Raw genomic sequence first — 13,394 nt, forward strand, 5'->3', positions numbered from 1 at the left:
ATGAATCCCAAGTATCAGAAAGTCCTCTCCGACATTGAGAAGGCTGAAAAGAAGAAGTCCGAAATCGAAGGACAGCTCAAGGAGCTGTACGACAAGAAGACGGAGCTGGAAAACCTTGAAATCATCAACACCGTGCGCTCTATGGTGATGGACAAGGATCAGATCATGGCGTTCCTGTCTTCCATGAAGGGCGGCACCAAGCCCGCTGAAAATACGGAGGTAATCGACAATGCGTAAGAAGTTTCGTTTTCTGACCGTCCTTGCGGTCTGCGTCATGGTTCTGTCCTGCTTCTCTGTCACGGCGTTTGCCTACGCCGATGATACCGAGCAGAACCTTCCCGTTACGGAGGCAACTCAGCCCGAACAGCAGCCCGCAGTCACTCCCACGCCGGAAAAGCCGAAGGGTGAGCCGATTGACGATGAGGGCAACGCCTACACCCGCGACTTGCTCTATGACAGGGCAACCAACAAGCAGTTCATCACTGTCCAGACGAAAAGCGGCAACACCTTCTTCATTGTCATCGACTACGATGCGCCCATCAACGAGGATGAGGAACAGTATCAGACGTACTTCCTCAACATGGTCGATGAGAGCGACCTGCTTGCGCTGCTGGATGATGATACTGCGGCGGCTCTGACTACCTGTAACTGCAAGGAAAAATGCGCTGCCGGTCAGGTCAACACCGACTGCCCGGTCTGCAAGACCAACATGAGCGAATGCACCGGCACAGCCCCCGCTACACCTGAGCCGGATAAGGATGCAGAAACCGATGCTCCCGCCCCTAAACCCGAAAAGAAGTCCAACGTCGGCATGATCCTCGTCATCTTTGCCCTTGCCGGTGCTGCGGGTGCAGCTTATTACTACATCAAGTTCGTCAAGGGCAGAAAGCCCAAGGATGAGGATATGGACTTCTTTGATGATGAAGGCTACGAGGAAGAGCCGTACATCAACGAGGATGATGAGCCGCAGATTGCGGAGGATGCCGAAACGGAAGGTGATGAAGATTGATCTTAGTCATTGCTGAAAAACCCAGCGTCGCCCAGTCCATCGCAAAGGTGTTGGGCGCGACGTCCCGCAAGGACGGCTACATGGAAGGCGGCAACTACATCGTTTCGTGGTGCTTCGGTCATTTGGTGGAGCTGGCAGACGCCAGCTCCTACGATGAGCGGTATGCCAAGTGGCGGTATGACGATCTGCCCATTGTTCCGGAAAACTGGATGTTCGAGGTCACAAAGGACAAAGCACAGCAGTTCAAGGTGCTGTCCGCTCTTATGAAGGACAAGCGCGTCACCGAGCTGGTCTGCGCAACCGATGCAGGACGCGAGGGTGAGTTGATCTTCCGGCTGGTCTACAACAAAGCCGGATGCACCAAGCCCTTCAAGCGTCTGTGGATCAGCTCGTTGGAGGACTCCGCCATCCGCGAAGGCTTCAACCATCTCCGGGACGGCAAGGAATATGACCGTCTCTATGAAGCGGCACTCAGCCGCTCGAAGGCAGACTGGATTGTCGGCATCAACGGCACCCGCCTTTTCACCACGCTCTATCATAAGAAGCTGGTGGTCGGGCGCGTCCAGACGCCGACCCTTGCAATGCTGGTGGAGCGTGACGGGAAAATCTCAACCTTCCAGAAGGAGAAGTATTTCAACGTCCACGTCGGCAAGGGCGATCTGACCGCCGATCTGGAAAAGGTCAAAACCGAAGAGGAAGCAAAAAGAATTGCGGCGGCTTGCGAGAAAAAGCAAGCCGTCGTTTCTTCTCTCAAGCGGGAGACGAAAACCGTCAATCCTCCGAAGCTCTATGATCTGACTACCTTGCAGCGCGAGGCTAACCGCTACTACGGCTTCACCGCCCAGCAGACGCTCGATCTCGTACAAACACTCTACGAAAAGAAGCTCCTGACCTATCCGCGCACGGACAGCCAGTTTATTACGGATGATATGGAGGACACCGCCCGTCAGGTCATTTCTATTGTCTGCCGCAAGCTTCCGCTTTTCTCCGGCGTTTCGGTTACTCCGGACATTGCCCGCGTAACCGACAACAGCAAGGTCACAGATCACCACGCTATTCTCCCGACCGTCCAGCTTGAAAAGCAGGATGTTTCGGCTCTCCCTCAGTCGGAGCAGAAAATCCTCAATCTTGTTGGGATGCGCCTTCTGTGTGCGACCGGCGAGAAGCACACCTACGCAGAGACGCAGATCTCGCTCTCCTGCGAGGGCTATGCGTTCAAAGCCAAGGGCAAGACCGTCGCTCAAAACGGATGGAAAGCCATTGAAGAGCTGTTCAAGGCTTCCGTCAAGACGAAGGAAAAGGACGATCCCATGAAGTCCCTGCCCGAAGTCCATGAGAGCGATGTTCTGGATAATGTGTCCGCCAGCGTCACCGAACACTTCACAACGCCTCCGAAGCAGTACACGGAAGACACGCTCCTGTCTGCAATGGAGACTGCCGGAAACGATCAGTTTGACGATGACACCGAGAAGAAAGGTCTTGGAACACCCGCGACCCGCGCCGGTATCATTGAAAAGCTGGTGAAGTCCGGCTTTGCAGAGCGCAAGGGTAAGTCTCTCATTCCCACGAAGGACGGCTGCAACCTTGTCTGCGTCCTGCCGGAACAGATCACGTCTCCCGCAATGACGGCGGAATGGGAAAACACGCTTATGGAGATTGAGCGCGGCAATGCGGATGCAGACGCTTTCCTCAGCGGCATTGTCCGGATGACCGGTGATCTCGTGAAAGCCTATCCGTTTCTCTCCGATGCCGAAGCCCAGCGTTTCGGCACGGGCAAGGAGGAAATCGGCAAGTGTCCCCGCTGCGGCTCTCCGGTCTATGTCGGCAAGGGCAATTTCTACTGCTCGAACAAGGAATGCTCCTTCTGCCTGTGGGAAGACAATAAGTTCTTTTCCAGCAAGAAAAAGAAGCTGACCAAGAAGATTGCAAAGGAGATGCTGGACAAGGGCTGGTGCCGAGTGACCGGGCTTTACACGCCGAAGAAGCCTCAGCTCTATGATGCGGTGATCCGGCTGGATGACAGCGGCGGCAAATACGTCAGCTTCAAGATGGAGTTTGATCGATGACCCGCCCAAAGTATGTTGCTTCATGCAGCGGAGGCAAAGACAGCGTAGCGACGCTCCTGCTGGCTGCACAGCACAATGAACCGCTGGATGAAGCCGTGTTCAGTGAGGTCATGTTCGACAAAGATACAAGCGGTGAAGTCCCGGAACACCGGGACTTCATCTATGACCGGCTCAAGCCCTTCTGTGAAAAGGAGCTGGGCATCAAGTTCACCATTCTCCATGCAGGCAAGACCTACGATGACGTATTCCATCACGTCATCACCCGCGGACCGCATAAGGGCGAGGTTCGCGGCTTCGCATGGGCTGGTATGTGCGCAGTCAATCGGGACTGCAAAATCCCGCCCGTCCGCAAGTACAACGCCACGCTCTCGCCGGACACTGTGAGCTATGTCGGCATTGCGGAGGATGAGCCAAAACGCCTTGCTCGTCTGGATGGAATAACGAAGGTCAGTCTGCTTGCCAAATACGGTATGACCGAGGCGGACGCCTACAAGCTCTGTCAGGAACACGGCCTGCTTTCCCCAATCTACGCTCACTGCCGAAGAAACGGCTGCTGGTTCTGTCCCAACGCCAGTGACTCGGAGCTGTTGCACATGGTCACAAAGCACCCGGATATGTTTGACCGGCTGATTGAATGGGAGAACGAGGATAACATCTTCCATCGTCGGATGACGCGCAGAGAAACCCCGTCTGAGGTAAAGGCTCGTTTACTGAGCAAATCCCAGACGGGGTTTTCTTCGCCCAAAAGCAAATAAGAAATGGAGGTTTGAGATGGCTGAAAACAAAAATGCACAGCAAGTCCGCGAAATCACGGACAAGCTGGAACAGGGCATCAAGGAGCTTTTTGAATCCGAGCGGTTCAAGGAATATCTCCGCACGATGTCCAAGTTCTACAACTATTCCTTCAACAACACGCTGCTCATTGCGATGCAGAAGCCAGAGGCAACCTATGTTGCTGGTTATACCTCGTGGCAGCGCAACTTTGACCGTCAGGTCATGAAAGGCGAAAAGGGCATCAAGATTCTTGCACCCGCGCCGTACAAGGCGCAGGAAGAGCGTGAGAAGATTGACCCCGCGACGCAGAAGCCGGTGATCGGCGCAGATGGGAAGGCGGTCACAGAAACAGTTGAGGTTCTGCGTCCTGCCTTCAAGGTGGTGAGTGTCTTTGATGTTTCCCAGACGGACGGCAAGGAGCTTCCGGACATCATCGTCGATGAGCTGAAAGGCACCGTCGAAAACTACGAGGCGTTCTTCGATGCGCTCAAGCAGGAATCTCCCGTCCCTATTTCCTTTGAGGACATTCCGGGCGGTGCAAAGGGATTCTTCTCTCCGGTTGAAAGCCGCATTGCCATTCAGGAGGGCATGAGCGAAATCCAGACGGTCAAGACCGCCATTCACGAGATCGCCCACGCAAAGCTCCACGCCGTCAAGCCGGATGAGAAAGCCGCGCCAGAAGATAAGAAGGATCGGCACACCAAGGAGGTTGAAGCGGAAAGCGTTGCCTACACCGTCTGCCAGCGTTACGGCATCGAAACCTCAGACTATTCCTTCGGCTATATCGCCGGTTGGTCATCCGGCAAGGAAACCAAGGAACTGAAAAGCTCTCTGGACACCATCCGCAAGACGGCGGCTGAGATGATTGAGGGCATTGACGGCAAGCTCAAGGTGCTGCTGGCAGAAAAAGCGCAGTCCGCAGAGAAGGAAGCCGAGGCTCCTGCAAAGGAAGCCATTCTGGAAGAAAAGCCGGAAGTCCCCATTTACCGCGAGACGGCGAATTATGCTTATGAAGCCGGTGAGCTGGAGTCATATCGTGCTTCTCTCGCTGCAAACGTGGAATGCCGCCGTGCGATTGAGGCGGCAATCAGTTCTAACTACGGAGACAACCGGCTGGATGCGGATGCTGCCGTGAAAAGCGTCCTTGAGCAGTTCTCTCCGGAGCGTGTCCGATATGTCCTTGCAAACACCATTCAGCAGAAAGACTTTGATGGGCGTATTCCGCAGCCCCTCAAGGAATGGGCGAAGACCGTTGATGTCTGCCCGGAGAATGCCTCCCGCTTCCTTGTGGATAAACCCAATCCCGGACTGACGGCACTTTTCGTGGATGCGTTCCGTCAGCAGACAGAACCCCAGAAGGAAGTCATGCCTGAAAAAACAGAGGAAAGAGACCCGGAGGTTGTTGCATGGGAGAATGATGAGATTACCTCTATTGAGGTAAAAACCGTGGAGGTCAAGCCTCCCTTTGCGCCCTTGCCGGAGGAAGCGGCAAAAGCACCGAAAGCGCACCGCCTGACTGCCGAAGAGAAGGAGATCAAAGCCGCCGTCATGGACACGCTCAAGGGGCAGATTGCCTATAACAACGACGGTATGCGGGCGTCCTATCGCGCCTCTAACCATTCCTTCAATCTGCTGGCACGGAACGGCATCAGGATCGAGGGCAACACGGTCACGCAGAACGGTGAGCCGCTGTTCAAAATCCATCGCCGTCATGCGGCGCGAAAAACACAGGGCTGCTACCGTGAGCTGATGCCGACGCTGGAATACGTCAGGCAGGAGCAGAAGCAGGAAAAGCCCTCCATCCGCGATCAGCTCAGGACTGCCGCAAAACAGCAGCCGGAGAAGAAGTCTCCGGTCAAATCCAAAACGCACGACATGGAGTTGTGAGAAAGGAGACGCATGAAGAAATACACAGACGTTGACATCGTTGCGGAGCTGCAGAAGCTCGTGGACAGTCATGTAGACAGCTACAAGGAAGACTTCGACATCGACAAGCGCATCATCCGCCGCGCTGCCGAAAGTCAGAATCCCGAAGACAAGACGCTGATGTGGTTCTGCCGTCCGCATGGAACGCACTGCCTCAACGAAAATCAGGTCTTTATTCAGGGAACGCGAGATCACAATACCTTCCGTTTCTATGCGGAACAGACCTACGACGAGTGCATTGCCCGCGTCATCGTCCCAAAAGCCGTCAAGCGCGGCAAGGTGTTCGGGGATGTCTTTGAGATCAACTACCGGGAACAGGCGGCAAATGTGGCGCAGAACTCGGTTGCGCCGGATCATGACCGGCTGACCTTCGCAGACGGCTTTGTGCTGGACGCCCCCTGCCGCAGCAGCTTCGATGCAGCAATGGCTCTGGTCGGTGAGCATGGAGGCGTCAAAACCCACCAGACGCTCCCGAAGGACGCGGATGCTCTGGCGGAAGTGCTGTCCAAGCAGAAAAGCCGCCGTGACAGACTGCCGGATGCAGAAAGGACAGAGGCGCTTTCGCCTCTGCCCGTTGCAGAACTCCGTAAGTACGAGGCAGTCAAAAAGGCGCATCCCGACGCGCTGGTCTGCTTTGCTCAGAACGGCTATTTTGAGCTGTACGGCAAGGACGCAGAGAAAGCCGCGCCGCTTCTCGGCACAAAACTCCTTGAAAAGAAGGTGCGCGGCAAGCCTTCTGTGCCGGTTACTGGTTTCCGTGAAAGCGCATGGGTAGCTGGTTCTCATAAGCTCTGGAAGTCCGGCATGGATGTCTTTCTCAGCAAGGACGGCGAGACCTTCAAGGAACTCAAAGCCGCAGATTACATTCCTGTCGGCGCAACGCTGAATGTGGATGGGATCAAGTGCAGAATCGACGCGGTTGATTTTGCCGCTGATGAAGTCCGGCTGACCAACATCGAGGACAAGAACCGCCCCATCCGCTTTTCTGAGAGCATCCAGTATGTCCGCGCCTATGTGGAGGATGCCGGAACTGCCATCTACGACACCATCCCGAAGAAGCCCGCTGCCCGTGAATCCATCCGTGACAAACTGAAATCCGCACAGAAGGCACAGCCGCCTCACACACCGAAGCCGCAGAAATTGAAAGGAAAGGATATGGAACTCTGATATGAAAAACTTTACCGTGGAAGAAATCAACCTGATGTGTTGCTTCAACACATCCAGCCGGAAGCGGCTGATCGACGATATGAAGAGCGTCACCCTGAACGACATGGACGGTGAGATTGCGGAGCTGATGTATAAGACCGTCCGGAAGCTCGAAGTCATGACCGACGCGGAGTTTGAGGAACTGTATATCATGCCGGACGGCATGGTGGATGACTGAAAGGAGGATGCCTATGCCCGTATTAGACGGTGATTTTGAAGCCTTCGTCACGAACCTTGGCAAGTACAACGAGGGTATGCTGATCGGTGAGTGGGTGAAGTTGCCCACCACCGAGGAAGAGATGCAGAAGGTCTTTGAGCGTATCGGGATCGGCAAGCAGGATGAGTTCGGTCAGCCCTACGAAGAGTGGTTTATCACCGACTACGAATGCCCGATCTATGGCGTTCAGAAGATGCTTGGCGAGTACGAGAGCCTTGATAAGCTCAACTACCTTGCCGCTTTGATTGACGAGCTTTCCCTGAGCGATCAGGAAAAGCTCGTTGCCATTATGGAGGCTGGCTGCGATGAGGTCAGCGACATCGACGATCTCATCAACCTGACGTTCAATCTGGACTGCTACGACATCATGCCCGGTATCAACGACGAATATGACCTCGGCTATTACTATGCCAACGAAGCCGGTATCTACTCCGAAAAGGATCTCGGTCCTCTGGCAGACTACATCGACTATGAACGCTATGGTCACGACATCGCTTATGATGAACAGGGACGCTTCACCGATGAAGGCTATGTCCGCGTCGCAAGCGAACGCTGGGACAGGCAGTTTAACGGTGAGCTGGACGATATTCCCGACGAATACCGGATCACCGGCTCAGGGGAAGACGCCGAGCGTGACAGCACCATCGCCGTTCTCGTCGTTGAGCCGGGAAAGGAGCCTTATGTGAAGGAGATTGACTCGGATCTCAAGTCCTTGCAGCATGAGGTCGGCGGCTGCATCGAGGCAATTTATCCCTACGAAGACCCGGTTGCCTTAGTCTGCAACGAGGAAGGCAAGCTGGAAGGTCTGCCCCTGAACCGCGCTCTGCGTGATGAGGACGGTGACATCTACGATGTTGTTGCCGGAACATTCATGGTGGTCGGCTTGACGGATGACAGCTTCGACTCTCTGACCGTAGAGCAGATGCAGAAGTTCGCTGACCACTTCAAAGTGCCGGAGCAGTTTGTCAAGCTGGGCGATAAGATTGTGGCGATCCCCATGATCTCGAAGGAGCAGCAGAAGCAGGAAAGCATCGAGCAGAAGGACTTCGAGATGAACGCCGACACCTCCGGGCTGACGGTTGCCGGTCACATCGGGACGTGGCACACCATTGACCAGCACGAAGTCGGCGGTCACAGCTTTTATCTGATGGAGCATGACACCTACGGCGATGAGGCGGCTTGCATCATCGTCGATGAGCGCGGCAAGCTCGTCCTTGATGATGTCTACAACGGCTTTGACGATGACACGCTCCGCCTTCTCGACCTTGAGGTCAAGGAAGTGCCGGAAATGCCCGATCCCGCGCTCTCCGTTCAGGATATGAAGGACTACGGCTACGCATGGGCTGGTGTTCTTCCCGCCGGTCAGGAGGCGGCTGAGAAGGCTTTGGAGAAGGGTTGCGAGGTTTACCGTCTCTATTCCGATAACACCGAGGGCTTGTGCGTAGATGCCAAAGAGATTGCCGATCATGCGTCAAAGGGCGGAATGCTCGGTATCAGCAAGGAAAGCTGGATGGCAGCTCTTGAGAAGGAAAACTACCTCAAGGCGGCGGAGATGTCGATGGAGGATGACTACGGCATGATTGATGGGATCATCAACAACGGTCCGAAGGAGGACAAGACCGCAGAGGTCAAAGCCCCCGAAAGGGGCGAAAAGTCCTCCATCATGGACAGACTCAAGTCTGCAAAGGCTGAAAAGCAGAAGGAATGCTGCCCTCCCAAAAAGCACAAAGGAGAGATTGAGCTGTGAGCAGAAGTCAGAAATGGCGGCAGGAGTGGTCATTCTTCATCGGGGACAGCGGACGCCGGAAGTATAACCGCTTCTGCGTCCGCTGCGTCCATAGCTGCAAGCAGAGTTTCCGCGCGGATCTCATCGCCTGTCCGCACTTCTCCCGCAAGGCATCGCAGTGTAGACAGTTAGGGGGCGAAAAAGCCTGTGATTGCAAGCCCCAGAGCGGCGCAAATTGACCAACCTAAGTGATTGTATTCCCTGCGCAATTTCTTCTTTAGCGCAGAAATAAGTGTCGATTTCGGCACTTGTTTGAATGCCCGGAAAACGAACCAAAAGCCTCTGTCGATGCCCGTTTTGGGTGTCGGCAGAGGCTCTTTTTTTACGACATATTCAAAATAGCGGACAGCAGCTCTTGAACCTGTTGCCGGTATTCCGGCTTAATATCCGAAATACGTCTGGCAAGCGCAAGGGCTTCCGCTTCTGGCGCGTCAGTCCCAAAAATAATTCGGTCTGCGCTGACGCCGAGCAAACGGCAAAGACGCTGCAAGGCTTCGAGAGAGATACCGGAAGCACCACGCTCAATAGCACTCAGGTGATTCGGCGTCATGCCAAGCATTTCTGAGAGCGTGTCCTGCGTATATCCCGCCTGTTCTCTTGCCACTTGAATATTGCCGCCGATTTCAATATTGATGTCCTTCTTCTCTCGCATAGCCTCACCACCTTTGCATTTAGTGTACCTAACGGCGGTGTCATTATCCACGGCACGCTGTCGTTGATTTTACTAACGACAATGCGTTGACTGTCCGTGATGAGGGTGATAGAATGGAGTTACCTACCAAAAGAGTGAAAGAAGGGGTGTCATGTCGCGCATTATTGAGTTTAGAAAGTCTGCTCAAAAAGCTGAAAAGCAATCCGTTCAAGGCAAGACTTGTGCGTTTACCGGTCATAGACCACAGAGTCTTCCGTTCGGCTTTGATGAATCCGATAAGCGTTGTACTTCTTTGAAGTCTGTTATGCGGGATCAGATTGTAGCACTCATCGAGAACGAGGGCGTCACGCATTTTATTACCGGCATGGCTCTTGGCGTCGATATGTACGCTGCGGAAATTGTACTCGATTTGAAATCAAAATACCCTCGCATTACTCTGGAAAGCGCAATCCCTTGTGAGACACAAGCGATCAAATGGTCTGTGGCTTCACGGGAACGGTATTATAATATCGCGGCAAAGTGTGACAAGGAGACCATGCTGCAACGGGAGTACACGCCGGACTGCATGGACAAGAGAAATCGGTACATGGTCGATCACGCCGATTATATTCTCGCAGTATGGAATGGATGCCCCAGCGGTACCGGGAATACCGTGAGATATGCCCACAAAAAGGGCAAGACCATCATCGTCATCAATCCGGTTTCCCTTGATGTCACGCGGGAATAAGGCAAAAAAATCCCTTCTGAATCAAGCGTTGTGAAAACCGTGAAGTATTTCCCGATAGCGAATACCCATTGCACTGCTCAGTGATTATTGGAAACGTGTACGGCGTATGCTGCCCAGTGAACATCTCCATGGAACACATCGAATTTTCGCGGCATCGCAAAACGGAAAGTGTCACCTTATGGACAGTCCATTGCCGAGGGAAAAATAAATCGCTGGAAACGGGAACGCCCCCGGCACTGTGCGTCTGGCACAGTGTCGGGGGCGTTTTTCCGTGTCTTAGATATGAGCCAGTTCATTTAGGAGCAGCTTTCGATAGTCCACATCCAAGATGCAGCGATGGAAGTCCATCAAACGGTGTTCGTCGAACAGCTTTTCACAGAGCTTGGTCAGCGGATGATTCATTAGCTTTGCAGAAATGCCAGTCTCGTTGAAAAACCTTGCCCATGTGAAGACCTCTTCTAAATCCTCCTGCCCAAGCGTGGCAGGAATGATAGCGTTGCAGAGACGGACAATGGGGCTGTCCGCAAATCGCTCTGCGACTTCCTCCGGTGTGCATTCATAGCGGTCACAGTCAAAGGAAAGCGCATCCTCAATTTTAAGATAATTTTCGGTTTCATCCCGCGTCAAGGTTATGGTGTAGTCTCCCATACCGGACGGCACATCAATATTCTCCATGACATCAAGCTCGAAACGGGAGCCGCCGATGATCGCTTCAAAGGAGAAGGACTGACAGATTACTGCTGGGTTTTTGTCTATCTTGTCCTCATTCAGAAATGACAGCGGATTATACTCTGTCAGTTCCCAGTCGATTTTTCCTCTCTCTGTTTGCTCGGCAATCTGCTGGATCAGATGTTGTTCTTCTTCGTGCAGATTTTCATTGTACAACATGATACACCTCCGTTTTCTGATTGTCGTTTTTTGGGGGGCTGCTCTATGTTTCCGAAGAGACTGCCGTTTGTATCATCATTCCTTGGCTGAGGGCAGACCTTCGTAAAACTTCCTAAGTTCGTCCAAACTGCTTGTCCGATTTTTGATAGGCAGGGAGTCCCATGTAATGTCATGATAGCGTTCCGGCGGCTCGTCCCGCAGTCTTCGGTCGATAATGCAGACAATGCCGGTGTCTGTGAAATTGCGGATCAATCGCCCGATACCTTGCTTGAGCTTGATAATCATTTCGGGAACGCGGACATCCATCAGGGCATCCTTTGCGACGGAACACTTATACTCGATAATTGGATCGGGGACAGGGAACGGAAGCCGGAAAATGATGACATTGGAAAGGCTTTTTCCTTCAATGCTGATTCCTTCCCAATATGCACCCGTCCCCAGAAGTACGGAGTTCGTATCTTCCTTAAACTCAAGCAGCACCTTGTCCTGCGACGATCCCGGCTGCTGCATCAGGATTTTGTACGGAAGATTTTTCTCACTGAGAATGGAGTAGACCTCTTCCATGTCGGTCTTTGCCGTAAACAGCACGAGTGCCTTTCCATTGGAAATGCTCAGGATCTCAAGCAGCCGCTCCACACCCTTTTCAATGAAGGCTTCATGTTCTCTGGTCGGGTGCGGGAGATCGTCGCAATAGTAGATCATGGCGTGTTCATCGTATGGATATGGGGAAGGCTTTGGCTCGGATAAGCAGCCGCGATCACCAGCGGGAAAGCCGGTATTGCTGATAAAGTAAGAATACTGTTCTTCCAGAGACCCGCTCGTGGCGTTCGTCAGCGTGGCAGAGGTCAAGATGGTTCTTTCATCACCATTGAAGTATAGGCGGCTCACAATTTCTTTTGTGTTTTTAGGGCAATAGACGAGTTCCGTGTTGCTGCCGTGCTGCTCAATCCAGATCAGCATATCATCTATCCGGTCAAGAAGCTCTGAAAGGGACTCGCTGACGGCATCCAGATCATCAGAGGCAGCAAAGGAACGGTTGTTTCTGAAATCCATGCTGGAATAAATCTGAATGCTGGACGAAAGGTTGTGTATGGCGGCGTTCATCTCGGTAAGCAGTTCAATCGCACTGCCGCTTTGGTCAAAGAAAAAGCGGTCAGCGTAGCGCATATCCTGATCTGCATCGTCGATCTGCTTTTGAACTTGTGCTTTCAGGCAGTTATAGAAGGCGATGATTGCGCTCTCTGCCTCTCGCTTTTCACCGGACACACTGCTTTGGTCAGAGGGTCGCAGTTCATAGAATGCGCTTTTAATCATTCCAAAGAGCATACCTTGCCCGAAACGCTCCGTTGTGGCACTCCGCACCTTATCATCCAAGTTGTGCGCTTCATCCACGACAAGCAGATCAGCGGCGGCGTTAATCAGTCCGTCCTGCCCGCGTCGTAGTTTCATGAGATGCTGGGTAAGAAAGTCCTGATTGCACAGAACAACGCCATCCGTAAACTTCAATGCTGCACGGACCTTGTAATATTTGCACTTCTTTTCACAGGAGCCGCAATTCTTCATGCTGAACCGCTGCACGTTTACCTTGTCCCAGACGCCTTGCGGCAAAACCTCCGGGAAATCCTTGCGTTCCTCATACCCTTGCTGGATTCCTTCTTTAAGCGCGTCCGGTGGAGCTGCTTTCGGATCGCACATATACTCATCTGCGCGTTTGTTGCAGAGATAGTGAGTCTGTCCTTTTGCCAGAATCACATCTCTGTTCAGCCCAAGAAGGGGCATTACCGCGTGGACATCACGCCAGAGCTGTTCTTGAAGCGCGATGGTCGAGGTTGCGATGATAACCGGCTTGTTCATGCGTTTGCTGTACAGCAGCACCGGCACAAGATAGCCAAAGGATTTGCCAATGCCCACGCCAGCTTCAATCGCAAAATGTTGATCATTTATGAGGGCGTCCACAATCTCAAAGGACATATCCTGCTGCCCCTCACGCGTTTCCAATCCATGCTGCGGGGCTTCATCCCAAAAGAAGGTGCTGACTTGCTCACTCATGGAGTACAGCTCTGCTTTTCTGCGCTTTTTCCGTTCCTCCGATGTATTGAATCCAAAATAGAATCTGTTGTCCATCCACATTCCTCCCGGAATA

The 13,394-nt window shown here is 53.2% G+C and carries 13 protein-coding genes; 10 read left to right on the top strand and 3 right to left on the bottom strand.

Annotated features, from left to right (window positions below; translation table 11 throughout):
- Genes KI236_RS10255 through KI236_RS10295 form a run of 9 tightly spaced genes read left to right on the top strand, consistent with a single transcriptional unit; the run spans position 1 to position 9,163 of the window.
- Positions 1 to 237, top strand: coding sequence for a DUF4315 family protein (locus KI236_RS10255; protein ID WP_006573549.1), 237 nt, complete (start codon positions 1 to 3; stop codon positions 235 to 237).
- A complete protein-coding gene (locus KI236_RS10260; RefSeq protein ID WP_118730120.1) occupies positions 230 to 1,009 on the top strand; it encodes a DUF4366 domain-containing protein in 780 nt (259 codons plus the stop codon). Before KI236_RS10255 ends, KI236_RS10260 begins: the two co-directional genes overlap by 8 nt.
- Positions 1,006 to 3,075, top strand: coding sequence for a DNA topoisomerase 3 (locus KI236_RS10265; protein WP_118730119.1), 2,070 nt, complete (start codon positions 1,006 to 1,008; stop codon positions 3,073 to 3,075). Before KI236_RS10260 ends, KI236_RS10265 begins: the two co-directional genes overlap by 4 nt.
- Entirely contained in the window at positions 3,072 to 3,830 is a 759-nt protein-coding gene (locus tag KI236_RS10270) for an adenine nucleotide alpha hydrolase family protein (protein ID WP_118730118.1), read from the top strand. Before KI236_RS10265 ends, KI236_RS10270 begins: the two co-directional genes overlap by 4 nt.
- A gap of 16 nt (positions 3,831 to 3,846) precedes the next feature.
- On the top strand, positions 3,847 to 5,736 hold the full coding sequence (locus KI236_RS10275) for a DUF3849 domain-containing protein (RefSeq protein WP_118730117.1): 1,890 nt from the start codon (positions 3,847 to 3,849) through the stop codon (positions 5,734 to 5,736).
- A gap of 12 nt (positions 5,737 to 5,748) precedes the next feature.
- A complete protein-coding gene (locus tag KI236_RS10280) occupies positions 5,749 to 6,942 on the top strand; it encodes a MutS N-terminal domain-containing protein (protein WP_118730116.1) in 1,194 nt (397 codons plus the stop codon).
- 1 nt (position 6,943) lies between these two features.
- Complete coding sequence (locus KI236_RS10285) at positions 6,944 to 7,159, top strand: transposon-transfer assisting family protein (RefSeq protein ID WP_118730115.1); 216 nt, start codon at positions 6,944 to 6,946, stop codon at positions 7,157 to 7,159.
- A 13-nt stretch (positions 7,160 to 7,172) separates the two neighbouring features.
- Entirely contained in the window at positions 7,173 to 8,945 is a 1,773-nt protein-coding gene (locus tag KI236_RS10290; RefSeq protein WP_228738146.1) for an antirestriction protein ArdA, read from the top strand.
- Entirely contained in the window at positions 8,942 to 9,163 is a 222-nt protein-coding gene (locus KI236_RS10295) for a hypothetical protein (RefSeq protein WP_118730113.1), read from the top strand. Before KI236_RS10290 ends, KI236_RS10295 begins: the two co-directional genes overlap by 4 nt.
- Before the next feature lie 143 nt (positions 9,164 to 9,306).
- On the opposite strand, the gene KI236_RS10300 is transcribed toward KI236_RS10295, so the two are convergent.
- Positions 9,307 to 9,636, bottom strand: a complete 330-nt coding sequence (locus KI236_RS10300; protein WP_117570214.1) for a helix-turn-helix domain-containing protein — start codon at positions 9,634 to 9,636, stop codon at positions 9,307 to 9,309.
- 151 nt (positions 9,637 to 9,787) lie between these two features.
- Between KI236_RS10300 and KI236_RS10305 the strand changes: the two genes are divergently transcribed.
- A complete protein-coding gene (locus KI236_RS10305) occupies positions 9,788 to 10,363 on the top strand; it encodes an SLOG family protein (RefSeq protein ID WP_117570213.1) in 576 nt (191 codons plus the stop codon).
- A 276-nt stretch (positions 10,364 to 10,639) separates the two neighbouring features.
- On the opposite strand, the gene KI236_RS10310 is transcribed toward KI236_RS10305, so the two are convergent.
- Together KI236_RS10310 and KI236_RS10315 are read right to left on the bottom strand one after the other, a co-directional pair.
- On the bottom strand, positions 10,640 to 11,251 hold the full coding sequence (locus tag KI236_RS10310; RefSeq protein ID WP_212821646.1) for a hypothetical protein: 612 nt from the start codon (positions 11,249 to 11,251) through the stop codon (positions 10,640 to 10,642).
- Positions 11,252 to 11,326: 75 nt separating this feature from the next.
- Positions 11,327 to 13,375 carry an ATP-dependent DNA helicase gene (locus KI236_RS10315; protein WP_118730111.1) on the bottom strand — a complete coding sequence of 683 codons (2,049 nt, stop codon included), beginning with the start codon at positions 13,373 to 13,375 and terminating at the stop codon, positions 11,327 to 11,329.
- Positions 13,376 to 13,394 lie beyond the last annotated feature (19 nt).

The sequence above is a fragment of the Vescimonas fastidiosa genome, from assembly GCF_018326305.1.
GTDB classification, from domain to species: Bacteria; Bacillota; Clostridia; order Oscillospirales; family Oscillospiraceae; genus Vescimonas; species Vescimonas fastidiosa.

What these genes read in the sequence shown, in the direction of transcription:
- KI236_RS10255 (WP_006573549.1), top strand. Translation starts at nt 1, where the DNA reads ATGAATCCCAAGTATCAGAAAGTCCTCTCCGACATTGAGAAGGCTGAA.
- KI236_RS10260 (WP_118730120.1), top strand. Translation starts at nt 230, where the DNA reads ATGCGTAAGAAGTTTCGTTTTCTGACCGTCCTTGCGGTCTGCGTCATG.
- KI236_RS10270 (WP_118730118.1), top strand. Translation starts at nt 3,072, where the DNA reads ATGACCCGCCCAAAGTATGTTGCTTCATGCAGCGGAGGCAAAGACAGC.
- KI236_RS10275 (WP_118730117.1), top strand. Translation starts at nt 3,847, where the DNA reads ATGGCTGAAAACAAAAATGCACAGCAAGTCCGCGAAATCACGGACAAG.
- KI236_RS10280 (WP_118730116.1), top strand. Translation starts at nt 5,749, where the DNA reads ATGAAGAAATACACAGACGTTGACATCGTTGCGGAGCTGCAGAAGCTC.
- KI236_RS10285 (WP_118730115.1), top strand. Translation starts at nt 6,944, where the DNA reads ATGAAAAACTTTACCGTGGAAGAAATCAACCTGATGTGTTGCTTCAAC.
- KI236_RS10290 (WP_228738146.1), top strand. Translation starts at nt 7,173, where the DNA reads ATGCCCGTATTAGACGGTGATTTTGAAGCCTTCGTCACGAACCTTGGC.
- KI236_RS10300 (WP_117570214.1), bottom strand. Translation starts at nt 9,636, where the DNA reads ATGCGAGAGAAGAAGGACATCAATATTGAAATCGGCGGCAATATTCAA.
- KI236_RS10305 (WP_117570213.1), top strand. Translation starts at nt 9,788, where the DNA reads ATGTCGCGCATTATTGAGTTTAGAAAGTCTGCTCAAAAAGCTGAAAAG.
- KI236_RS10310 (WP_212821646.1), bottom strand. Translation starts at nt 11,251, where the DNA reads ATGTTGTACAATGAAAATCTGCACGAAGAAGAACAACATCTGATCCAG.
- KI236_RS10315 (WP_118730111.1), bottom strand. Translation starts at nt 13,375, where the DNA reads ATGGACAACAGATTCTATTTTGGATTCAATACATCGGAGGAACGGAAA.